Genomic DNA, 23,356 nt, shown 5'->3' with positions numbered 1-23,356 from the left:
GATATGCTCCCCTCCCTCACGTCGCTATGCTCCACGAAGCCCTGCCCAGCAAACCCGAGGACGGGGCATCATTTCCCATCATTTTTGAAAGAGAGCCTTATGTTTTCGTTGAAACGTCTGCTCGTTCTTTGGAGCGCGATGATTCTCTGCCCGGTCGGCATTCTGGCGCAAGCCGTCAATGCGTCGATCGCTGGAGTGGTTCGTGATCGCTCTGGAGCAATGATTCAGGATGCCGAAGTGACTGCAACAAACACAGAGACCAATGTCAGCAGCTCCCAGCGTACGGGCACGAACGGGGAATACATCATTCTGAATCTCCCAGCCGCCACCTACAAAATTGCTGTCACCGCTCCCGGCTTCGCCACTGCCGTTGAAGCTGGAGTCGCGCTCGATGTCGGACAGAAATCCAACCGCGATTTCACTCTCGAAACCGGAAGCACCACCAGCACCGTGTCGGTCTCTACGGACAACAATGCGGTCGAGAACTCGGACGCAACCATGAGCAGCGTCGTCACCGGACCTCAGATCCGCAACCTGCCCCTGAACTCGCGCAATCCTTACTCTCTACTCGCATTGACGCCCGGGTTCGCCGGATCGGTCGGCAATAACTACAATTCCGTAGGCTATTCAATGAACGGCAGCCGCCAGGGATATACCGAGGTCCTGGTGGATGGAATTCCGGGTGGATTTCCTACCCCTAACGGCAACTCCGGAATCAGCGTCTTTCCCTCCGTCGACGCGATCAATCAGTTCAGGATTCTCTCGCAGAACTATCCGGCGGAGTATGGCCGCAGTCTCGGTGGCATCCTGAACACGGCCTTCAAGAGTGGTACAAATGGATTCCACGGCACGCTCTACGAATTCGCTCGCAACTCCGCCCTTGATGCCAACAACTTTTTCTCTAACCGGAATCGCAGTCCTTTACCCGCCTTCCAGAGGAATCAGTTCGGCGGTGTGTTAAGCGGACCTATCCAGAAAGAGAAGATGTTCTTCCTGCTCTCCACTGAACTGCTCCGTCAGAGCAGCTCCATTCAGACCACCACAACCGTCCCCACGCTTCTGCAGCGCCAGGGAGACTTCTCGCAAACATTCACCTCATCCGGGGCCCAGGTTCGCATCTACGATCCTTTCTCAACCCGTCGCAATCCCAGTGGCAACGGATATATTCGTGACCAGTTCCCCGGCAATGTCATTCCAGCATCGAGATTGAATGCGGTGGCGCGAAATGCCATGCAGTATTACCCCGAGCCCAACATTCCGGGCACGGCCCTGACCAATACGAACAACTACTTCGCCTCGACGACCGAGGACGTACGCATCGATAGCTGGGACGTACGCATCGACCGTAACCTCTCTCATCAGCAGACGCTCTTCGGACGATATTCCGACCGGTTTTACGACGACAACCCGCAGCCATTCTTTCCCAGCCCTATCCGTCAGGCCGAAAACAGGACGGAACAGCGCGACTGGATGCGCAACTTCGTCGTGGGCTATACCATCGCACCTACCGCCAACCTTCTGTATGACGTACGCCTAGGATTCTCCCGCACCCTGTACGACTACCTGAATACAAGTCTCGGCTTCCAGGCCTCTGACCTGGGACTACCCTCCTCGCTCAACACCGGTGGAGGTCTTCCCGCGTTTCCCGTCTTTGCGGCCTCGAACTACGTTCAGCTTGGCAACCCTGACAACCGGCATAGCGCCTTCATGACCTATAGCCTTCCGCAGAGCCTCACGTTGGTGCATGGACGCCACACATTCAAGTTCGGCCTCGACGCGCGCATGATCCGGAACAACACGCGAGAGACACGCGATACCTCCGGCTCTTTCAGCTTCACGTCCGGATTTACGCAGGGGCCGGATCCGAACACGGCAAGTGTCGCCGCTGGCAACAGCATCGCGTCCCTGCTGCTGGGCACAGGCAGCGGTGATCTGATTCAGAACTTCAAGGACGTCGCCTCGCAGAACTTCTACTATGGCTTCTATGCGCAGGATGACTGGCGCGCGACACCGAGGTTGACCCTCAGCTACGGTGTCCGTTACGACCTGGAGACACCGCGTACTGAGCGCTTCAATCGTATCAATTACTTCGATCCCAACGCAGCCTCACCTCTGGCCGGCGCCTCGGGGATCGGCAATCTTCGCGGAGGACTCGTCTTTGTCGGCGTCGACGGACGAGACCGACATCAGTTCAACTACGACGCGAACAACATTGCACCGCGTCTAGGACTCGCCTATCAGGTCGACAACAAGACCGTCATTCACGCAGCCTTCGGCATCCTCTATGCTCCATCTCCACAGGCAGCTCAGGGAACGGTCGGCCCATTTGGTTTCCGTGTGCAGAACACCTGGGTTGGTTCCGTTGACGGCATCACACCATACGACACACTTGACAATCCTTTTCCAAGCGGCTTCCAGCCTCCTCCCGGAGCCGCAGGCGGACTGGCAACCGGCGTTGGCGGGCAGATCCAGGCCTTCGTCCGGAACACCGTCACTCCTTACGTCGAGCAATATGGCTTCAATATCGATCGCGAACTTCCATGGGATTCACATCTTCAGATCGGATACGCAGGCAATCACGCCTTGAAGCTGCAACAAAGTCGCGAAGGCGGAATCGACTTCAACCAGCTGCCAACCTCAGCCCTCTCGCTCGGTTCCCACCTGAACGATCTCGTCAGCAATCCGTTCTATGGCGTCATTCAGTCGGGAACACTTGCGGCGCCACAGATTTCCCGCGGACAACTGCTGCGTCCGTACCCGCAGTTCACCAGCGTTCAACCGCTCTTCCTGCCAGGTGCGCAAACCAAGTACGACGGCCTGCAGATCAAGTACGACAAACGAATGGGCCACGGTGTGCAGATCAACGCATCCTATGTCTTCTCAAAGTCATACGACACGAACGTCTCGCATCAGGATAGCTACAACCCATCGGCAGACTATGCTGTGGCCAGCCAGCACATGCCTCATCGCTTTGTTGCAGGCTATATTGCTCAGTTACCTGTGGGGAGAGGCCGGCATTTCGGCGGCAACATGAACCGCACCCTCGATACGTTGATCGGTGGGTGGCAGGTTAACGGCATCACTACGATCCAGAGCGGCAGCCCCCTGCAGATCACCGCAAGCAACGTCTCGGGTCTGGGAAACCCCATGGAATATGCCAACTGGAATGGAACCAAACCTTCCCTCTCGGGAGACATCCACGACCGGCTCAACCAGTACTTCAATACGAGTGCCTTCTCGCAACCCGCCGCCTTCACCCTCGGCAACGCACCCGCCTACCTGAGCGGTCTTCTGACTCACAGGCTGGTTACAACAGACTTCTCCCTTTTCAAGGAGTTTCATCCTTACCGGGAGACGTCAATTCAACTACGCGCAGAAGCTTTCAACGCCTTCAACCACGTGCAGTTTGGTTCTCCAAACACGAACGTAAGCTCCACCAGCTTTGGCCAGATTACCTCGCAGGCAAATACGCCCCGCCAATTGCAGTTTGGCGCCAAGCTGCTCTTCTGACAACCGCGCGCACGACTCTGTGTGAGGCGTGCGCGCATCTGCATTTCAAAATGCAACCGACAACCGCCGATGGCCATCTTCGTCAGCTGCGCTGGCATCCTGCGAACAATCCCCTCATCGTGGCCAGCTTGGTGTCGCCCGTTCCACGTGCTGAGGTCCGATGAAAGCGGGATGGAGTGCTTGCCCCAAAGTAAGGGGCCACATCCTCCGTCTGTATGATGTGCCCCCGTTATTTAGCTGGTTACTTTAGAAATTGATGCGACCGACGATCTGCATCACCCTCATTGGCTGCGCCGAAGTGATCTGGCCGAAGCTGGCACTGTTGAACACCGGCGTGTTACCCGGCACCGTGACTGTAAGCGACGTCGTCGGGAACTGCAGGTTGACATGATTCAGCACATTGAACGCATCGAGCCTTATCTGGAAATTTGTAGAGCAGCTGTGACATCTTCTCCGCTACGCCCCGCAAATGTAGCGCAGCAGGGTCCTCTGGGCGCACGTGAAGGACGGAGGCATCGAGCGAAGACTGGCTTGAGCGGGGTGCAGTTTTGATCTGCGCAGAAATTCGTATCGAGCTTCCTCCTAGGACCTACCTTTCGGTATTTCGCCGGTCAGCAGATGTCGTGGCGAGACAAACATCCACCAAGATTCCATCTGCCGTCGGGTTCGAGGAACCATTGGCTGCGGCAATTGCTTCGGCAAAACAAACTGTACCCCCCTCATTGCTAGTGGCTGACGTTCCTGCCGTCGCTTCACCGGAGATGCGTCCCCCACGGAACCCATGGAAAAACGCTGCTTATCTTGCGGCAACGCTCTTGATAGTTGCGCTCCTGGGATATCCGTTAATACGTCACAACCAGGCGACGGATATGGGCCGGTTCTGGACCGACTTTTTAGGCAGCACCAGAAGTGCAATCATCGTGATGCCTGTCATTTGACATACGACGATTCCAGGTGTGCCTAGCCGTCCAAGCGATGTGTCTGTTGCACCGAACCTCTCCATCGAAGACACAACAATTGCTTCACGCGTCAATTGCTTCACGCGTCGCAGGTCGACTGGAGAATCTGAAGTATTGGCTGGCGTCGAGTTCGGAGATCAGCTTCTCGGAACTCCTAACGGGACCGGCAGTCTACATTGGTGCGCTCGACAATGCGTGGACAATGCGACTGAATAACGATCTGCCGTTCCGCTTTGAAGAGTCAGCAGATGGCCGGGCGGGCCAGATCGTCTCCAAGGATGGCAAGCGGTCGTGGTCGGTAGATATTACGACGCCGCATCAGAGAATCCAGCACGACTACGGTATCGTCGCAAAGTTCCATAGCTCGCTGACTGGCGAACCCGCGAGGATCATCGCGGGCATCTCTTCGCAGGGCACGCAAGCCGCCGGTGAGGTGCTGACCTCGCCAATGGTCTTTAAAATCGCGATCGGCGGGGTGAAAGATGCAGAGAACTTCGAACTTGTGGTTGAGACAGAGGCTGTAGATGGCAAGGCAGGTCCTCCGCATGTCGTTGCAGAAGAGACCTGGTAGCGTCGATCCCCAGCATCATCCATGACGATGAGCACTATGGTTGGGCGTTGCCTGCTGCTGCCCTCCGTCCTCCCGAGTTGTAAGACGGCTTTGTGGGCAACGATCCAGCGATCTCAGGAAAACATCAGCGCAGACTCTGTCCGATGGACTGCAGATGGTATCCGAAACTGGAATATTAGCTCTAAACGACCATACTAATGAGTGTTTGAGAATATTGAAATCCGATAGGTCATGTCTGACGTACTGAATTTGTAGCGCTGGTGACTGCACTGCAAAGGAGATCGGTATCGTGGGAAACCTTGAGGACATGCTGTACAAGCGAAGTCTATCCCGCCGCAGATTTTTAGATGTGGCAGGAACAGGGGCAGGGGCAACAGCCATACTGTCTCTGACAGGTGGATGCAGTGACACGGCATCCTCGGGCACGACAACGACGACGACTCCACCGGCTACTACGACGGTAACGGATACGGATATTCTTAATTTCGCTCTGAACCTCGAGTACCTTGAGGCAGAGTATTATCTGCGGGCCGTCACTGGTTCGGGACTTTCCAGCACCGACGCCGGAACCTCTGCCGGCGCAGTAACCGGGGGAACTCAGGTCCCCTTCAAGACCCCAGCACTTCAGCAGTATGCAATGGAGATCGCTAACGACGAGTTGGCCCACGTTCGGTTTCTGCGTTCGGCCCTGGGTTCAGCCGCCGTTAGCAGGCCGGCGATCGATCTCACAAACAGCTTCAACGCCGCGGCGCTGGCGGCTGGGATAGGGCCTACCTTCAATCCCTTCGCCGATGAAGACAGTTTTGTCGTCGGTGCATTTGTCTTTGAAGATGTTGGCGTGACGGCCTACCACGGCGCCGCAAGCCTGTTGACGGATAAAACACATCTCGCCGCCGCGGCCGGCATTCTTGCGACAGAGGCGTACCATGCGGGCGAGATTCGCACGTTGCTGACACAACTGGATGTTCCGTACATCACGTATGCGAACCAGATCTCCGCACTGCGTGCAAAGGCTGGCGGTGGAGCGGAGACGACTTTGTCAGCAGGGGCAATCGTGGCTGCGGATTCGAACTCTATCTCATATAGCCGAACCACCGATCAGGTCTTGCACATCGTCTATCTCAATGCGACGGCAGGTGTGGTTAAAAGTGGAGGCTTTTTCCCCAATGGACTTAACGGGACCATTACGGCATCGGCTACCTAGGAGAGTGTGATGAGCTTTGAAAATGAATACAACGGCGTAGCAGAGACCAAAGCCTCTTCGCGGAGGTCAATGGTTTTTATGGGTGGAGCTGCATTGGTTGGTCTTGCGCTCAATAAGAAGGCCTCTGCCCAGGCGGCCACGGTAACAGATGCAGACATCCTCAACTTCGCATTAAATCTTGAGTTCCTTGAGGCGCAGTTCTACACGATCGCCACGACGGGAATGACGCTGGACGAGATTGGTATCTCCACAAAAGGAGGTAACGGCGCGGCTGGTGGAGCGGTTACGGTGAAGGCTAACGCAAAGGTTCCGTTTACGACACCCTTGTTGCAGCAGTTTGCTGCAGAAGTGGCGAAAGACGAACAGAACCACGTGACGTTTCTGCAAGGCCAGCTAGCAACAGCGGCTGTCGCTCAGCCCCAGATCGATTTGCTCAACAGTTTCAATGCTCTGGCCAGTGCTGCGGGACTGGGAGCGACGTTCGATCCCTTTGCCAGTGAGACGAACTTTCTGTTGGGCGCCTTCATCTTCGAAGACGTGGGCGTAACTGCTTACCAGGGAGCTGCCGGACTGATCTCGAACAAGACGTATCTGGACAAAGCCGTGGGGATTCATAATGTGGAGGCGTATCACGCAGCATCGATCCGCACCCGCATCTTCCAGGCGGGAGCCACGGCTCAGGCCGCTTCACAGGCCATCGCCGCGACACGAGCCAAGCTCGATGGTACTGGCACAGACGACATTGGCGTCAGCGTGACCAGCGGAGCCGCTACGATCGTGGACAATGATCAAAACGGAATGACCTATTCCCGCACGACCACACAGGTTCTGAACATCGTCTATGGCGGTGGTCCCGCCGGTACAGGAGGCGCATTCTTTCCTGCTGCAATGAACGGTACGATCAAGTAGGAGCTATGCATCCGTTACCCAGTTTGGGCCGGGATATTTCCCGGCCCAACTAACGCAGGAATCGATATCTGCATCACATCTTCCTGCGATATAAGAATGATTCCTAAGATGACGCACACTCCGAGAATCCGATGAATGCTCCATGGAGTTCCGTGCCCAAGGCACCGTCGCCGATGCCTCCAATCAACACGAACTCGAGCGAAAGCGATGTAGCCCTCCTTAGCCGCGTGGCAGAGGGAGATCAGGTGGCAATGGCCACTCTCTTCGATCGTTACGGCGGCATGGTCTATTCCGTCGCGTTTCGTGTTGTGAGAGATCAGAGAGCCGCGGAGGATCTTCTTCAAGATGTTTTCTTTCAGCTATGGAGAAATCCGGAATCATATCTATCGAGTCGAGGATCTTTAGGTGCCTGGCTGCTCGTGATTTCGAGAAATCGCGCCATCGACGTTATAAGGCGTCGACGCCCCATGGAGTCGATCGACGATTATCCTATTTCTTCAAAAGAAAATCTGGCTTCAAAGATCGAACAGAGTGCAATGATGCATAAGGTCAGGAGTGTTCTGACGGTTCTTCCTTTGGAACAACGGAATGCGTTGGAATTGGCCTATTTTGAAGGCTTATCCCAGTCCGAGATCGCGGCGCGAACAGGCGATCCGCTGGGCACGGTAAAAACCAGGATTCGACTGGCGCTGATCAGTTTACGAAAGGCATTGCAGGCATGAACGGCGGCTCTCATATCTCGCAAGAGGATCTGGCACTTTACGGGATGCAAGCCCTTGAAGAAGAGGAGTTGCGGGCTGTTCGCGCTCATCTTCCGACCTGCGCTGATTGCCGCAAGCAGCTAAAAGAGATCGCAGGCGACCTAACCGCTTTAGCGCTAAGCGTTGAGCAGCATCCTGTATCTTCAGAAGCGCGACAGCGATTCCTGAGCAGCATATCCAGCGTCGTTCCCGTGCAAACATCGCCTACGGCTCCGACCACTGTACCGATTCGGGGAGCGGTAACAAAGACTGCCTGGGTGCCGTGGGCCATTGCTGCGGCCCTGGCTATTGCCACGGTGGGACTTGGTCTCAATGTGAAGGTGCTCCGGGAGCAGCTACGTGGCCAACTCCAAGAGACGGAGAGAGTCACAGAGCAGAATGCCCAGTCTCAACGAATACTGAGCCTGCTCAAAGCCTCTTCTGCCCAACGGGTAACACTTACAGCAAGCAAGCAACCGCTGGAGCCAAGCGGGCATGCGATCTATCTCGCAGAGCGCGGGGAGTTGATTTTCCAGGGAAGCCACCTCAAGAGCTTGCCCGAAGGTAAGACCTATGAGCTTTGGATTATTCCTTCCGATGGAAGATCGCCAATTCCTGCGGGCCTCTTTCGACCGGATGAGAGCGGTGAAGCCAGCTTGATGATGCCTACACTTCCTGTTGGGGTGAAAGCAAAGGCATTCGGAGTAACTATTGAAGAGCTGGCTGGCTCGAGCAAACCGACTATGCCTATTGTGCTGTCTGGCACACCAAACGGCGAAGCGTAGTTCGCCACCAAGGCCTATGAGCTTGAAGGAATGGCAGGTTGACATGCCTGAACATTTCCGAGATCCGCAGGCGTCACTTCACTATTCACTTCGAGAATGTCAATTGGCGTCGCCAATGGGTGCTTGGGGACCGATGAAGAAAGTAAAGTTCACGGTGTGGCTTTACAGTTCGATCTTCCTGAGTGCCCAGCTCCCCACAGCTTTGTCGGAGTCGCAACGAAACAGGTGAGTCTTGTACGATCGGCGATGCCGGGCGATTCTGCCTCAGTTCATCGACCAGATGCGAAATCGATAGCGCAGCGGCTTGAGGACTAACTAAAAGTTAGTAACATATTCAGGCAACGAATTTTTTACCCGTAGAAGGCAAAGAATTCCCCTCCTACTTTTCGGGTCTATTTGCGATATAGCTGAGATGGTTGGCTTTAGACAACGCGCTCTCTCTTTGGACACGCAATTGCATGCACAGTGAAGGTAATTCATTTCACACGCGATGCAATCTTGATTGATCACACGGCCCATAGGGAAATGTGATCAGGCGCATCGTCATGTCATCCTTCGACTGGTTTGTTGAGCTTCACACGAAACCAAAGAAAGTTCTTTTTGCAGTGAAAAAGGCCCTCCCTATCTTTCCTTTAAAACAACGGCAATTTGCTCTTTTCCCAGTTCTCGCATTATCCATACTTGGATTCACAGAGCTTCTACATCCTGTCGATACCCTGGCAGCACATCGGGGCTCTTCGCGCTCCGGTTCATCGAAGCCATCCGGAGGATCGAGCAGCAACTCCGGCTCCTCTACAACTCCTTCAGAGCCGACGACGCCCACGAACCCTTCGAGCTTCGTACTCAGCGGACTTCAATCTCCTGCCACCGTGACCGAGTCCATCTTTGTCTCGGCGAGCGGACTTCCCACAACAGCCTCCGTTTCTTACTACATCGACAACGTTCTGCAGACGACGGAGACGAGCAGCCCCTACTGGATGGGGGGAATATCAGGGACTTTGCCAAAGGGTTTGAGCATCAATGGCGCGGGGGCCGGTGCGCATGTCCTCCGTGCCACCGCGACCTTATCTGATGGGACAACCATTACGTCCAACGACATCACCCTGAATGTCGTTCCCTCGATTAATGCACAGTTCAGCAATGCGCTTTCGACGTATGCCAATCAGCCGACGGCGCAGCAAACGAGTGCAAGCACGCTTCTGGCAAACATCACCACGGCAGGTGCTTCTCTTTCTGCGACTGAACTGAGTACGCGCCAGGCAGTGATGGCGATGTATCTCAATTGGGGAATCGATCCATCGATCGACACGAACAATGATGAATCCAGTGTGCTCACGGGCCTGGCGCCCAAGAGTTGGCAGGCACCTGCAGCCCCTGTATCAGCGAGCGCAAATCTCAGCATGGCCTTCTCGCCAGATGCCCCCTACTATCATTCGATTCCCTCCTCCTGGCCAAAGGTCGCGTTGCCAAGTGGCTACATTCAGCAGCTCCAACTGAATGCTGCTCATGGCGGAGACGGCATCGGATATGGACAGACCGTTGCTTCGTCGACCGACCCACAACTCACCGTCACGAGCGAATGGTATTCCGAACAAAGCACACTGAAGACGTTTCCGTTTCGCATGAAGAAGGATTGGACCACCAGCCTTCCGAGCCTTCCGGCAGGCGACATGCATGTGATCTTTATCGATCCTTCAACAAACAGCTTCGTCAGCACCTACAAGACCAGTCTGAATCAGCAGACTGGCGGACCGAATGCCTTATACGCCAGTTCTCCGACTTCCGTGAACTCGCTTGGAGATGCGGGTGGGTCGACGGCTTCAAAGTTTGCTGAGCTGCCGGTAATGATTCAGCCGGGCGAGGTCACAAATCCTACGACGCCGATCCGACACGCGATCGGCGGCCCTGTGGAACGAACCTGGGGAGCACGCGTCTATCCGGCATCGGCGCGTGACGCAGGCATGCTGACGAGCAAGAACTCCTGCACGAACAGTGGCTACACCAATACAGGACTGGTGCCCTATGGGGGCGTTATCCAGCTAGATCCGAAGCTCGATCTCACGAAGCTCACCCTCTCGCTTCCTGCACTCCGCATTCTGCAGGCGATGCAGACCTATGGCTATTACGTGATGGACTTTGGCTGTGGGGACATGGATATCTACACGGCAATCACAGAGAGCGAAGTGGAGCCGTATGGTGGCATGTACGGCAATGTGAATGGGCCGGGCGTGCAGAACGAAGTGCAACGGGTTATCTCGACCAACGAGCTTTACGTTGTGGCGCCACTTACCAAGAAGCAATAGAAGCGAGGGAGGCCAAAGCTATTTGGCCTCCCTCTTTCCTTCCATCTATATATCTTTCAAGAGCGCCGACAGAGAAACATCCATCCCCAAGGCGATCACTTCTAGTGTAGGAAGAGAGATGGCTTTCCGACCGCGTTCTACCTCGGAGATATAACTACGGTCGATACCAAAAGCGATTGCCATCTCCAGTTGTGTCATATTGCGGGACCTCCGAAGCTCTCTGAGCCGAGCTCCGAAGCGGCTAGTGATGTTCACTGACGAGAAATCAATACTCCTCGTCAACTGTGCGAATCTCGTCAAATCCTGGGGTACAAAGTTCCGACTCACTTGAGGCGGTTGACCAGGCAGAATTCGATCATTAGGTATCATGCTTCTTACCTCATGGAGAGAAATGAGCCCTTGGTCCCGTAGTTTGTTCAAGCAGACAACGAGCCTGTCTTGCTAGTGATCTTCGATGAATGTCTCTATTCCGTGAATGCGAAGCCCGCGTCATCTGGAGTAGCTCGGCCATTCTAGCTTGGAAATTTCACCTATGGAAGAAGATTGTGAGCACCTTGTGCCGGTGAGTCTGTCGTCGTCGCATAGTTGGGTTGTAGCGGTACATTCACAACCCAATTTCTTCCGGTACCGTCTGGCAGTAAACTACCCTGCGACATGATGTAACTCGATGCCTGAGACATCGTGGCACACGTTGCATGAACGTTTTGCAATGTTGCAAACAATTGCTGCCATTGTGAGAGGGAAAATTCATCATAGCCGTGCGAGTAGACCGACAAAACTCCGCCGGCTGCTCCTAATCCCTCCGCTAGCGCACCGATGGATGCGGCGGGCTTCGTCGCATCGTATCCATCAGGAAGCCACTCGGCACCGATGTTGTAGATGTCTAGGCCTGAAAGAAGCCAGTTCCCATTCGGCGTGTAATCCGGCGTAAAAATCCCATTTCTATTTGCCAACACGCCAGCTGCGTGCATCTGGTTTTCGGTCGTAATGTTCGATGAGGTAAATGGCGTCGCAAATGATTTGACGACATAACCAGGGATGTTCGCCTGAATATCAGCAATAGACCCGTTGATCTCGAAATTGAGAAATCCACTGCTGGCCTGCGCCAGATACGGAGATTTGATATTCGCCTGGGACACGTCTGCAAGCATCAACGGAGTAAAGAAATTTTGATTGTCCTGGATCACGCAGCTATAGGACGGATTCGCGTTAATCTGTGTACAGACATTCAACATGCTGTTGTAGGAGTCTAGCAATGGCACATTGAGATCCGGTGTCGCCTGACCGTTCAGGTAGGTTGTAACAGTCCCTGCCGCCTGATTGATGCTCATCGTCGCGGTTGCAGCTGTTCCAAGATAGCTCATCGTGAAAACGTTATTATTTGCAATATCCGCATGGCTGCGAGTATGCGCGACAATCTCGTTCCCGGCCGCTGCCAATGCTGCAATGCGAGACCAATCGGCAGGCGTGACAAGTTTTGTGTTGACGGCATAACTGATGTGACATCCATAATTCTGAGCCATCGCAGCTACCTGCTCTGCTACGCCCAGATTGTTGTAGTCATCGACAAACGGAAGGATAAATAGTGGGGCCGCGCGAGCTTGAAACTCCGGACTTTGGTACACATTTGTTCCCAAATCCGTCACCCCAACATAGGTAAATGTCTTGGGATCGAACGGATTTGGGAGAATGACCGAATTGCCTATCTGGAGCGCGTAAGAACTCCAATTCGAAATTGTATTCCAGGTTGCCGCGCTCGTTGAATTGCCGGTGATCGTGGAACTGTCAATCACGCTGATGCCTGTGGTTCCGTATATTTCGATTGCATCATCGATGTTGCCGCTCAGGATCGAGTTGGACATGGTGATGCCACCTCCTCCACCGACTCCGAGGCCTGTTGCGTTGTAAAGTCCCTTGCTGTTCGTAATGGAGGGCGATCCTGAATCTACGCGGAAACCCTCGTAAGGCGCTCCCTGCCACACAACATCGTTGAATGTCTGATATCCGGTCACACCAGTTGCCAGGTAGATGCAGGTGTATGTCGCATTCACGAATCCAAGATGTTCTACAGTGATGTTTCCGACGTTCTGCACCAGCAAGGATCGATCGCGCTGAGTAACCTCAATTCCAGGCGCACTGTACGCTGTCGATGGGTTCGCCGTGGAGTAAACATAAAGCTTGCTGGAAGCATAGGCCCATTGGCCTGGACCTATAATCGTGGACGAGGTCGCGACCTGTTTGCCCAACACCGCGTTGAACCAAACCTCTGTTGGTGCGTAGGATCCCAAGGAATATGACCAAACTTTGGTTGTGACCTGAGTCCAGCCAGTCGTTACCAGATTGGCTCCAGTGATGATCGGCCTGCTGCCAGTCCCATAGGCTCCTAAATAAATGCCACTTGATTTTGGCGTGAGCATCTCGCGCCATGTGCCGCCTCGCAGGAATAAGATCTGATCGCCTGAGCTAAATGTAGTGCTATTTACTTTGGCGATCGTCTTCCACGGCTGTGTCGTCGACGTCCCCGGGTATAAATTGTTTCCCGTTGGACTGACGTAGTAGGTTGTTGCTCCCGCGGTGCAGGCACTCACCACGGCAATCAGCAGAAATGCAATTTGTATCCATCTACGAGTCATGATCACGCCTTCGATCTGGGGTGTATGCCACCCTGAGCTATTGATACGCACGAACTCCTTTCCCCTGCGAGAAATTCTCTGTGTGCTGAGTGATCGCTAAGGAAAGATCTACGGGAACTCGCGCCGACTTGATTTCCTGATTGAGTTTCCGTCTATCTTCGACGACACAGTATCGCTGTTAGACAGAATGTTGTCCGATGACAACACAGACCCACTTCCGGGTATGACAAGCTCAGCGTGCATTTACAAACAAACAGCCTTGCAGTTCGCCTTTGTTACGAGATGAAGAGCCCGTGGACTATCTAGACAGACAAATCGACGTAGAACCTCACTTGATCGAGCGGATTGTGAACAAAAAGCGTCTCGCAGTCAGCGCTATGCTCATCATGCTTGCTGCCATCATAGCGATCACTTTCCTACTTCCTCGAAAGTATCGTGCTGACCTAAAGGTGCTGCTGAAGAACGAGCGGGTGAATCCGATCGTAAGCTCCGGCCAAGATGCGGAGGGGCTTTATTACCTCGATGAAGTCAGCGAGGCCCGCATCAACACCGAGAGCGAACTGATGAGAAGCCGTGCACTATTACGCGAGGTTGCATTGCGAACCGGCCTCGATGCACAGGAGCATGCCAGATCTGAGGAGAAGCGAACTGATCTTGCGATCAACCATCTTGAAGAGAAGCTGACGATTGCGCCCATTCGACGCTCAAATATTATCGCCGCAAGTTATATAACGAAAGATCCGCAGCAAGCCGCCGTAATTCTAAAAACCCTCATGGAGCAATACCTAGAATTTCATCTCCGACTGCATAGCGCTCCAGGAATGGTCTCTGTCTATCAGCAGATGGCCGCGAATTACGCAACCGAGCGCGATGCCGCCCAGACAAAGCTCAACGAATTCAAGATGCAACACACCCTTACCTCACTACCAGATGAAAAAGCGCTGACGATTCAGCGAGTCGCCGATCTCAGCAAACAATGGTCCGATGTGCAGGTAGCTCTCAAACGCAGTCAGAATCAGGGACGACGCCTCCAAGAGGTGATCGGTTCGACACCTGCCATCGTGGAGAAAGAGAGGCGCTCCATCCCCAATCAAATGGAGACGGAGCAGTTGAATGTCGCTTTAATCAATCTGCAGAGCAAACGCGTGGAGGCGGCTGCTCGATATCAGCCCACCGATCGAGTTATACGGGACCTCGACAGCCAGATTCAGCTGACGCAGGATGCGCTGCGAAAAGCACAACAAAACAAAACAGAAGAGGTCTCCACGGAAAGAAACTCTCTTCATGTCTCTGTACAAGGCGATCTCATCAAGACCGACATCGAGTTGGCCGGGCTGACGCAGCAAGCACGCGAGATTCAAACTCAATTGATCACAGAACAGAAGAGGATCGTCAGCCTCGACAACCAGACGGCGACCTATGACAACCTTACAAAGGCAGTTAGCCGATTGACCGATCTAAATCAGACGTATGAAAAGAAGGTATACGAAGCTCAGGCAGGAGAACTGCTCGACAAGCAGGGTGTAGCTAATGTCGCCATCGTAGAAGAGCCAAGAATCCCATCGACACCGGTATCACCGAAGAGAGGGCTAATGCTTCTGATCGGTACAGTCTGGTCCGCCGCGTTTGGCATTGCACTCGCGCTGATCGTCGACCTGAAAGAGCGACGCATTCAATCACCCTATGAACTTGAGCTTGCACTCGGAGCACCTGTGGTGGGCCTGATACCCGCCAATGCAGCTATCCCTGGATATGACGACAAGACCGCAAAAATTTACAGTTCGCTACATCGTCAGACCGTTCATCCGGCATGGAGGTTGTCATGAGTATCGCTACTCTATTACCTGAACGAGCTGCGAGACAGCAAGTAGCTCCTGCTCATTCTTCCCTATGTGCTGAGAGCGCAGTATCAGAGATCATCCATAAGATCTTCATCGACACCGGAGACGCCGGTTATCAGGTAGTTGCCTTTACGTCCCCAGGCACAAAAGATGACGTTTCCTTGCTGAGTGCACTCATTGCCGGAAGGCTCGGAGCGATGCACGGAACGGTGCTGGCGATCAGCGCCGAGGGTCTGCTGAACGCGTCAAGCGATGAATTTCGTGACTCCGATTTTACGAAGGTGCATGACTCCACAATCTGGGTCTCGACGAAAAAGCCACCGACCATTACGGCAGCACAGCTCAGTCACACAGCGATGCTCCGCACGATGGCTATCTTAAAGCTTCGCTTCGATTTCATCATCGTGGATGCCGGAGGCTGCACGACACTGGATCGAACAAAAGAGCTTATTGCCTACATTGACGGCTTTGTCCTGGTTGTAGCGGAACGCCAAACCAGCGTTAGAAAGATCATCCAGGCTCGCCAATATCTCGAAAGCAATGGAGCCCGCATGATCGGCGCAATTTACAACGAGGCGCCAAGAGAGAGACAGACCAAATGACAAAGCTCCGACACGTTTCTTTACTTCTTGCCCTGATGGTTAGCTCTTCCGTCTTCGGACAGCAGCTCAAGACGCATGGCACACCATACAAAATTCAGCCGAGTGATGTTCTGGAGGTGCGCTACCGGTACACACCAGAGTTCGATCAAACCGTGAATATAGGTCCCGATGGTCAAGCATCGATACTCGGTCTCGGCGCGGTCGATGCCGGCGGGCTCACTGTCGACGAATTCAAGGAGCGCCTGACGAAGCTTTCTTCCTCCCGTCTTGTCGATCCGGATATCTCCGTCTTCCTGAAAGAGTACGTCAAGCCGCACATCTTTGTAGAAGGCGAAGTCAACACGCCGGGCCGGATCGAATATAGAGGCCACATCACGGCGTTAGATGCAGTGGCACTTGCTGGCGGAATGAAGAATACGGCAAAGGCCTCCGAGGTGCTTATTCTTCGCCAGAGCTCGAACCAGACAAGGGTGATCAACCTGAAGCAACTTATTCATGATCACAAGCTGGAAGAGGCTCCCGATCTTCTGCCCGGCGATGTGGTGTACGTGACCCAAAGTACATTTAGCAAGATTGAACGATTGGTTCGTCTAGGACAATTCGGTGCCATTTACAACCCAATGCGATAGCTATACAGCCGCAGAAACTTCGCTGGAGACGGTTGATGTCTTCCCGGCACGGCACGATCAGCACGTTAGTCAATCTCACAGTCTTCGACGATACCGTGGGATGGCTCTTAACGGCTGCACCTCGTTACTCGCAAAAGCCGGTACATTCGCGATCAGTCTGATCGTGTCACCAATGGCCTACCGACATCTTGGCGCAGAACGATTCGGCCTGTGGATGACCGCTACTTCCTTTGTACTGTTCACCACATTCGCGGACCTGGGAATTGGAAATGGCCTGACAATGCGTATCGCGGAGGCCAATGGTGTTGATGATGAACGGTCTGCCGTGCGACAGATATCTTGCGCGTTCTATCTACTCTGCGGAATCTGCCTCTTTTCCGTCCTGATAGCCGCAGTCTGTTTTCGTGCTGTGAATTGGGGACGCTTCTATGGCCTGAATACGCCGGGCGTGGCGCATGAAGCAGCCCTGTCGACACTCGTCCTGATGCTGTGCACCGCCGCGAATATGCCGTTGGGTGTTGCCCCCCGGATGCAGCTCGGATATCAGCGTGGATTCGTGCCGGACCTCTGGAATGGGTTGGCAAATCTTCTCGTCCTCGCCGCTTCCCTGCTCGTGATTATCTACACGAACAGCCTCCCTCTTCTCGTCTTCGTGTTCGGCGGAATCCCGGTGTTGACCACCTTAGGTAACTTCGTGACCGAGTTCGGAGTTCGTCACCCATCGTTGCGGCCACGAATCGCTTTGTTTGACATGAAGACGGGGTTACATCTCGCTGCGGTGGGCTCTCTGTTCTTCATCCAGCAGTGCTTTGGGCTGATCTACTATGCTAGCGACAACATCGTTATCGCAAAGGCGATGAGCGCGACCGATGTGGCCAGCTACGCCATCATTCAAAGAGTCTTTTCCATCGGCCTCATCACGCAATACCTGGTAGCGCCACTATGGCCCGCTGTAGGCGAGGCGCAGTCCAGGGGTGATTATCCCTGGGCCGCACGCGCTACCCGCCGCGCAATCATAGGCGGAAGCTTATTCAGTGCAGCTGTGGCAACCACGCTTCTGATGACGAGCCGGCAACTGATACGGGCATGGTTCAAGGTCGATCCGGGACCTATCGATTCTCTAAGAGTTGGTTTTGCGTTCTGGGTTGTCATCGCGGGCTATATTGCCACGATGAACGCGCTGCTGAACCAGCCTGCGCTCATGCGACGCCATCTGATGCTGTTTGGCGCGGCATCCATTACCAGCCTCATGCTCAAAATTGCTTTTGCACGTCATGACATGCTGTCCGGTGTGGCTTGGGGAACGGTGATTGCCTTCGGCATCATCTATGTTGTTCCAACCGCCAGATTGGCGATCCGCTCCTTTCCGCAAAAGGGGGTTGGCCTGCCATGAGCAGCATCGCCTGTGATGAGCGTTGCGCCAGTCGAGCGGCGATCACAATCAGCTTGATCCCCATCTTCGACTGCATACTGAACCAGCTCAATACTGCCTTTGGTGCGAGTCTTGGCGGCATGAGCCCACTACAAGCTACGCGCGGTTCGCTTCTGCTGGTCTTTATGGGTATATGCACCTGGACAATTGTTCGTAACCCACGCAAGCTACTCTCTGCTCCATTGCCTGTTCTGGCGGGAGTGGCACTTATTGCGCTGGCCATATCAAAAGAAATTAGTCAGACAGGAAGCATCTCTCTTTCCGGCATCGTGCCATACGGACAGTTTCTCTACTGGCTCCTGCTCTGGATGTCGGCGGTCTTCCTCTGCTCTTCGAAAGAAGATGCGCTGGCAATTCTTAAAGGATTGGCCATTGGATCTGTCATGACTGCGGCTTCCGTCTTTCTCGGACTTGCACTGGGCACTGGAAATTTCTACAGCGGCGATGCGGTGAAAGCATCCGCGGGCTGGTTTGAGACGGCAAAGATGATTACTGGCGTGCTGACGACCGGAGGCGTAATCCTTCTTTACCTGGGACAACAGCGGCAGGGATGGATGTATCCAATCCTCGCCTGCCTCAATTTCAGCGCATGCATTTTGACTTATGCTCGGGCAGGCACGGTAGCGATGGTTGTTGCTTTGGTGTGGCTCTTTGTGTGGCTATGCCTCTGGGGGCACGAATCGCGACGCTCCGGAATTAAATTTGTCGTTCTGTGCACCGCAATCGGCATCGTAGCCATGGCGATGATGTCGCCTGCACAGGTGCTGTCGCGATGGAACGACATGGAAGATGGAGGGGGCGCCGGATCAGGCCGAGCGACATTCTGGAAGATCGCCATTGATGACTTTTACCAAGCAGACGTTCTCGATCAGGTAGCAGGACGAGGATATGCCTCGATGTCCACGATGTTATTCCAGAAGTATGGGGACGACATTAAGCACACGCACAATGACGGCCTCGACATGTTGCTTGTCGGTGGCCTGACGGGTTGCTTCTGGCTGTTTCTTTTTGTCCTTGATCTGTCTGCAAAAATTTTGCGTCGCCCCATTTCCTCGAAGACGACGGCGGCAGCTATCGCCATTCTCCTGATCTATCTGTGCCATGGCCAATTGACAGGCCAGATATGGGGGACCGACGCGATGAGCTACTACACACTTGCGCTGGCCTCGCTTTGCATGATCGATGATCTTCCCGTTCTGAAGCAGGCCACAGAGCTTGCTCACTCCGTGGACCTCACAAATATCAGACATCCCTACCCCATCACGTAAAGAGGCAAGCTATGTTGGCGTTCGCACGAGAAACAACATCTGTCCTGAATACAGCAATCGACGTGACAACAAGGAAAGAAGCCTGCACGAGAATTGTGACGCTCGCACAAGAACGCAAGTCAGCCTACATCTGCTTCGCAACCGCACATATGCTGGTCGAAGCAACGCACATCTCGGCTATCGATGAAGCATATCGCTTCGCCGAGATGGTGAATCCCGATGGAGTTCCAGTCGCATGGTGCCTGAAGGCGAAAGGCTTCTCTAATGCTGAGTGCATCAGTGGACCACGCCTGTTTGTCGACCTGCTTCAACGGGCTGCTAATGAAGGAGTGCATGTTGGCTTTTACGGGGGCCGCGAAGAGACGCTCGGACTCATCCTCTCCCGCATCCGACGCGAACTACCGCAGTTGACGGTCTGCTACCTGCACTCACCTCCATTTCGTCAGTTGACGGAGGAGGAACAAAGAGAAGATATTCGCGAGATCGTTGAATCGGAAACGCAACTTCTCTTCGTGGGACTTGGCTCTCCTAAGCAAGAGATGTGGATGCGGCAGTGGGCAGGTACGATGCCATGCGTCAGTCTCGGTGTGGGAGCTGCATTTGAGTTCTTTTCCGGCGAGAAAAGATTGCCTCCATTATGGGTTCAGCGGCTTGGGCTAAATTGGCTGGTGAGACTGTGTCAGGAGCCGAGACGACTGATCCGTCGCAATCTCGCGTCCCCTGTGTTTGCATACCTTGCGCTCAAGCAACTTCTCCGCGAACCCCTTCGTCGACAGGCTGGGGATGCCTAACCACACGCAGTGGATAGAGCAAGGACTAAGGAACAAGTATTGGGGTCGTGATACATGGGCAAGTTTGGGCCGGAAGAGATCACTCGACAGATCCAACAATCGGAGATCACCCATGAGCGTCTTGTTAGTAGTTGCTAGTCTGCTTGCCTGCGGCTGGTTATCCTGGTTTGGCACCAAGAAATATCTTCTGATTGCTCTCGAGCATAGAGTTGTCGACATACCGAATGATCGCAGCTCTCATTCGGTTCCGACGCCACGCGGCGGCGGCATTGTCTTTGCAATTGTCTTCCTCGCTGGTGTCGCGTGTCTATCTGCATTACATCTGCTTCAGCCGCTCGAAGCTGTCAGCCTGTTTGCAGGAGCCCTGGTTGCCATCCTTGGATTCTGGGATGACTGCGCGGGATTACCGATCGTCGGTCGCCTGATCGCTCAGGTGATGATCTCTGCAGCAGCGGTGATCTGTCTCCTGGCAACGTGGTGGCCCCAGGTGTGGCGTCATCCCCTTTTGCCCATCATCCTGATCGGTGCAGTCTTTGGCTTCGTCTGGCTGATCAACTTGACAAACTTTATGGATGGCATCGATGGCATTGCAACAACAGAGATCATCTGCGTGGGCGCTTCATGTTCCCTTATCGTCCTGGCACGGCACAATTTTGATACCGTCGCCCTATCATTCGCACTCCTTGCTGTCAGCACTTCAGGATTTCTGATCTGGAACTGGCCTCCAGCTGCTGTATTTATGGGAGACGCCGGCAGTTGCTTCCTCGGCTATGTCATGGGTGCTCTCATGCTGACGGCTGTGGTGCGAGGCGATCTCGCATTTCCTGTACCGCTGATTCTGCTCGGCGTGTTCATCATCGATGCAACGCTTACGCTTGGCAAGCGCTTCCTTCGCGGGGAACAATGGTATCTCCCTCACTGCACGCACGCTTTCCAGCACGCAGCAAAGCGCTATGGCCACCTGCGCACGACGCTTGGAGTCGCTGCCATCAATATTCTCTGGCTTGCGCCACTGGCGTTCCTGGCAGAGTACCTCCCATCGTGTGGTTGGCTACTGCTGATCATTGCATGGCTGCCACTACTCGCAGTGGCGCAACATCTTGGCGCAGGTGTTCAGCAAACGCAGCAGCGGGTGGTCTCCGTAAGGATGGGCTCCGCACGGCGCATCGCAGCAATAACCTTGGTCCGGACACGCTTCGCTAGTCTCATCAACTCATCTGCGCTGATGAATGCAACCAAAATCTTTCTGCTAGTAGGAATAAGCTGGCTCGCCCTTTATTTGACGTTGCTAAGTCAATTTCCTGCCTCCTCCGTTCTCGGGCTTGCCTTATCGCGGGTCGGCATTACATGGGCGCTCACACAGTGCGGTGTGCTTGTGCTCTTCCGCATATACCGGAGCCAGTGGCGCCTGCTCTCTCTGGAAGAAATTCCAACTATTACCGGCATGAGTCTCGTTGCAGGCCTGGCCGGTGCACTCGTTGCACTTGCCTTGTGCCCATCAAGCGTGATCGCGTACCCTCGTTTCATTCTCTTTGAATGTCTCTTCCTGATCGTTCTGAGCGTGGGACTGCAGGTAGCGACACCCTTAGTGTTGAATGCATGCAGGCCCCGCACCAGTCCGAGGAGCAGGCGGCGTATTGCGATTTTTGGAGCGACGCAGGCTGGAGTGGATATCCTCTCAAGCCTGCGGCGTCTGTGCCCGGACTGTGAACCCTTAGGCTTTATCGATAGCCGTCCGGAGCTGCGAGGGGCCTACGTCTGTGGCCTACCATTGCTCGGCAGCACGAGTAATGCCTTAAACACGGTTGAGACCTATGGGATTCATGAACTGCTGCTGCCGTCTGCAGAAGTTTCGTCGGGGGCAGCTCTGTCCTTGATCCAGTTGTGCAAGTTGAGTGGAATCACCTATACCATCGTCCACTCCATCGAGCAGGATATCCTTCCACCCGCACTCGGTCCATCAAGGTTTTCCCCATCCCCGCTGGGCATGGCCTTCTCCATCACTCATCCAGCGACAGAAGCATCGGCAGGCTCTAGGGCAGGCGCATAAATGAAGACTCTCGATCAAGACTTTATCGTTCTTGTTATTGCACCCGCTGACGGGCGGGGAGGGATTGCATCCGTCGTTCGCCTGCACTCCCAGACAGAGGCCTGGCGCGTGATGCGGGCCCGGCTGTTGTCGACGTACGACGATCGAAGCTCCTGGCGAAAGATCCTTTCGGCGGCCAAGGCCTACGTGGCAGCCCCACTTCTGATTGCTCGCGCGACGATTGTGCATGTGCATCTTGCCGCCCAAAAGAGTGTGTTGCGGAAGCTTCCATTGATTCTGATGGCGAAATCTCTGGGCAAGCCGGTCATCGTTCACGTCCATGCTTTCAGCATGGAATCGCTGTTCGACAGTACAACGCTTTATGCGGGACGCCTGACTCTCAGGCTCGCGGACCATGTTATAGCGCTTTCGCAGGTGTGGGCTGATGCCATGACCGCACGCGATGCTTCTCTTTCTGTATCAGTCATTCAGAATCCCGTCTCGACATTCAGGAGAAATAGCTGGACTCCAGATCAGACTCCGGTTGTGCTCTACGCAGGAAAGCTCGAAGCCCGCAAGGGCTACCAGGATCTACTTGCGGCGGCAGTGCCGATACTAAAGGCATTTCCAAGCACACAATTCTGGTTCGCTGGTCACGGGGATATTGAAGTCGCCAAGGCAATGGCAGATACATATGGGATACGCGAGTCGGTGAAGTTCATGGGATGGCTGAGTCCCGAAGAGATGTCGAAGGCTTACGAGTCTGCCACGATCTTTTGTCTTCCCAGCTACAACGAGGGAGTTCCAATGGTAGTTCTTGAGGCCATGGCGCGTGGCATACCTGTCGTTTGCACCAAAGTCGGCGGACTTCCGAACTATATCGAACACGGTGAGAATGGCCTCTTTGCCGACGCTGGAGATTCTGTCTCCATCGCCAAGACAATTCTCTTTTTGCTTATGGATTCATCTCATGCGCAGACCATCGGCGAGCGCGGTGCGAAGACAATCCAAAACACATGCAGCCTCGAAGCGGTCTCCAAACAGCTTGAATCGCTGTATTGGCGGCTTCTGCACGGGAAGCCTGCGGCGGAGGTACCGCAATTCATCCATCCAGGCCACAAGTGATGCTATGCGGACTGCTTAACACGAA

At 54.3% G+C, this 23,356-nt stretch carries 18 protein-coding genes; 15 read left to right on the top strand and 3 right to left on the bottom strand.

Annotation, left to right across the window (positions count from 1 at the left end; genetic code table 11):
* Nucleotides 1-99: 99 nt before the first annotated feature.
* On the top strand, nt 100-3,510 hold the full coding sequence (locus tag PW789_RS00245) for a TonB-dependent receptor (protein WP_299370057.1): 3,411 nt from the start codon (nt 100-102) through the stop codon (nt 3,508-3,510).
* Nucleotides 3,511-3,756: 246 nt separating this feature from the next.
* Here PW789_RS00245 and PW789_RS00240 read toward each other — a convergent pair whose 3' ends face one another.
* Nucleotides 3,757-3,909 carry a hypothetical protein gene (locus tag PW789_RS00240; protein ID WP_299370055.1) on the bottom strand — a complete coding sequence of 51 codons (153 nt, stop codon included), beginning with the start codon at nt 3,907-3,909 and terminating at the stop codon, nt 3,757-3,759.
* A 618-nt stretch (nt 3,910-4,527) separates the two neighbouring features.
* On the opposite strand from PW789_RS00240, the gene PW789_RS00235 reads away from it, so the two are divergent.
* The 6 genes from PW789_RS00235 to PW789_RS00210 all read left to right on the top strand — a co-directional run bounded on the left by PW789_RS00235 (nt 4,528) and on the right by PW789_RS00210 (nt 10,981).
* Nucleotides 4,528-5,040: a hypothetical protein gene (locus tag PW789_RS00235; RefSeq protein WP_299370053.1), complete on the top strand. Its 513-nt coding sequence runs from the start codon at nt 4,528-4,530 to the stop codon at nt 5,038-5,040.
* Nucleotides 5,041-5,329: 289 nt separating this feature from the next.
* Nucleotides 5,330-6,244, top strand: coding sequence for a ferritin-like domain-containing protein (locus tag PW789_RS00230; protein ID WP_299370051.1), 915 nt, complete (start codon nt 5,330-5,332; stop codon nt 6,242-6,244).
* A gap of 9 nt (nt 6,245-6,253) precedes the next feature.
* Nucleotides 6,254-7,153, top strand: coding sequence for a ferritin-like domain-containing protein (locus PW789_RS00225; RefSeq protein WP_299370049.1), 900 nt, complete (start codon nt 6,254-6,256; stop codon nt 7,151-7,153).
* Between the two features lie 152 nt (nt 7,154-7,305).
* Entirely contained in the window at nt 7,306-7,875 is a 570-nt protein-coding gene (locus PW789_RS00220) for a sigma-70 family RNA polymerase sigma factor (protein ID WP_299370047.1), read from the top strand.
* Nucleotides 7,872-8,678 (top strand): anti-sigma factor, encoded by an 807-nt coding sequence (locus tag PW789_RS00215; protein WP_299370045.1) that lies wholly within the window; start codon nt 7,872-7,874, stop codon nt 8,676-8,678. Before PW789_RS00220 ends, PW789_RS00215 begins: the two co-directional genes overlap by 4 nt.
* 869 nt (nt 8,679-9,547) lie before the next feature.
* Nucleotides 9,548-10,981, top strand: a complete 1,434-nt coding sequence (locus PW789_RS00210; RefSeq protein WP_299370043.1) for a hypothetical protein — start codon at nt 9,548-9,550, stop codon at nt 10,979-10,981.
* Between the two features lie 45 nt (nt 10,982-11,026).
* On the opposite strand, the gene PW789_RS00205 is transcribed toward PW789_RS00210, so the two are convergent.
* Nucleotides 11,027-11,350: a helix-turn-helix transcriptional regulator gene (locus PW789_RS00205; protein ID WP_299370041.1), complete on the bottom strand. Its 324-nt coding sequence runs from the start codon at nt 11,348-11,350 to the stop codon at nt 11,027-11,029.
* A gap of 161 nt (nt 11,351-11,511) precedes the next feature.
* The gene (locus PW789_RS00200) at nt 11,512-13,665 is read right to left on the bottom strand and encodes a hypothetical protein (protein ID WP_299370039.1); all 2,154 of its coding nucleotides are present in this window, start codon (nt 13,663-13,665) and stop codon (nt 11,512-11,514) included.
* A 242-nt stretch (nt 13,666-13,907) separates the two neighbouring features.
* Between PW789_RS00200 and PW789_RS00195 the strand changes: the two genes are divergently transcribed.
* The 8 genes from PW789_RS00195 (at nt 13,908) to PW789_RS00160 (ending at nt 23,331) form a co-directional block, all read left to right on the top strand.
* Nucleotides 13,908-15,440 carry a hypothetical protein gene (locus tag PW789_RS00195; protein ID WP_299370037.1) on the top strand — a complete coding sequence of 511 codons (1,533 nt, stop codon included), beginning with the start codon at nt 13,908-13,910 and terminating at the stop codon, nt 15,438-15,440.
* Nucleotides 15,437-16,057 carry a hypothetical protein gene (locus tag PW789_RS00190; protein WP_299370036.1) on the top strand — a complete coding sequence of 207 codons (621 nt, stop codon included), beginning with the start codon at nt 15,437-15,439 and terminating at the stop codon, nt 16,055-16,057. Before PW789_RS00195 ends, PW789_RS00190 begins: the two co-directional genes overlap by 4 nt.
* A complete protein-coding gene (locus tag PW789_RS00185; protein ID WP_299370034.1) occupies nt 16,054-16,686 on the top strand; it encodes a polysaccharide biosynthesis/export family protein in 633 nt (210 codons plus the stop codon). Before PW789_RS00190 ends, PW789_RS00185 begins: the two co-directional genes overlap by 4 nt.
* 100 nt (nt 16,687-16,786) lie before the next feature.
* Nucleotides 16,787-18,079 carry a lipopolysaccharide biosynthesis protein gene (locus PW789_RS00180; protein WP_299370032.1) on the top strand — a complete coding sequence of 431 codons (1,293 nt, stop codon included), beginning with the start codon at nt 16,787-16,789 and terminating at the stop codon, nt 18,077-18,079.
* Nucleotides 18,076-19,386: an O-antigen ligase gene (locus PW789_RS00175; RefSeq protein ID WP_299370030.1), complete on the top strand. Its 1,311-nt coding sequence runs from the start codon at nt 18,076-18,078 to the stop codon at nt 19,384-19,386. Before PW789_RS00180 ends, PW789_RS00175 begins: the two co-directional genes overlap by 4 nt.
* 11 nt (nt 19,387-19,397) lie before the next feature.
* Nucleotides 19,398-20,177: a WecB/TagA/CpsF family glycosyltransferase gene (locus tag PW789_RS00170; RefSeq protein WP_299370028.1), complete on the top strand. Its 780-nt coding sequence runs from the start codon at nt 19,398-19,400 to the stop codon at nt 20,175-20,177.
* A gap of 112 nt (nt 20,178-20,289) precedes the next feature.
* Nucleotides 20,290-22,227, top strand: coding sequence for a hypothetical protein (locus PW789_RS00165; protein WP_299370026.1), 1,938 nt, complete (start codon nt 20,290-20,292; stop codon nt 22,225-22,227).
* Nucleotides 22,228-23,331 carry a glycosyltransferase family 4 protein gene (locus PW789_RS00160; protein ID WP_299370024.1) on the top strand — a complete coding sequence of 368 codons (1,104 nt, stop codon included), beginning with the start codon at nt 22,228-22,230 and terminating at the stop codon, nt 23,329-23,331.
* Nucleotides 23,332-23,356 lie beyond the last annotated feature (25 nt).

The sequence above is a fragment of the Edaphobacter sp. genome, assembly GCF_028283685.1.
Taxonomy (GTDB): Bacteria; Acidobacteriota; Terriglobia; order Terriglobales; family Acidobacteriaceae; genus Edaphobacter.
Note: the sequence above shows the minus strand (reverse complement) of the source record. Positions and strands in the feature narration are given on the sequence as shown.

Coding starts and splice junctions, on each gene's coding strand:
- PW789_RS00165 (WP_299370026.1), top strand. CDS start 20,290: ATGAGCGTCTTGTTAGTAGTTGCTAGTCTGCTTGCCTGCGGCTGGTTA.
- PW789_RS00180 (WP_299370032.1), top strand. CDS start 16,787: ATGGCTCTTAACGGCTGCACCTCGTTACTCGCAAAAGCCGGTACATTC.
- PW789_RS00170 (WP_299370028.1), top strand. CDS start 19,398: ATGTTGGCGTTCGCACGAGAAACAACATCTGTCCTGAATACAGCAATC.
- PW789_RS00185 (WP_299370034.1), top strand. CDS start 16,054: ATGACAAAGCTCCGACACGTTTCTTTACTTCTTGCCCTGATGGTTAGC.
- PW789_RS00160 (WP_299370024.1), top strand. CDS start 22,228: ATGAAGACTCTCGATCAAGACTTTATCGTTCTTGTTATTGCACCCGCT.
- PW789_RS00215 (WP_299370045.1), top strand. CDS start 7,872: ATGAACGGCGGCTCTCATATCTCGCAAGAGGATCTGGCACTTTACGGG.
- PW789_RS00175 (WP_299370030.1), top strand. CDS start 18,076: ATGAGCAGCATCGCCTGTGATGAGCGTTGCGCCAGTCGAGCGGCGATC.
- PW789_RS00245 (WP_299370057.1), top strand. CDS start 100: ATGTTTTCGTTGAAACGTCTGCTCGTTCTTTGGAGCGCGATGATTCTC.
- PW789_RS00190 (WP_299370036.1), top strand. CDS start 15,437: ATGAGTATCGCTACTCTATTACCTGAACGAGCTGCGAGACAGCAAGTA.
- PW789_RS00205 (WP_299370041.1), bottom strand. CDS start 11,350: ATGATACCTAATGATCGAATTCTGCCTGGTCAACCGCCTCAAGTGAGT.
- PW789_RS00225 (WP_299370049.1), top strand. CDS start 6,254: ATGAGCTTTGAAAATGAATACAACGGCGTAGCAGAGACCAAAGCCTCT.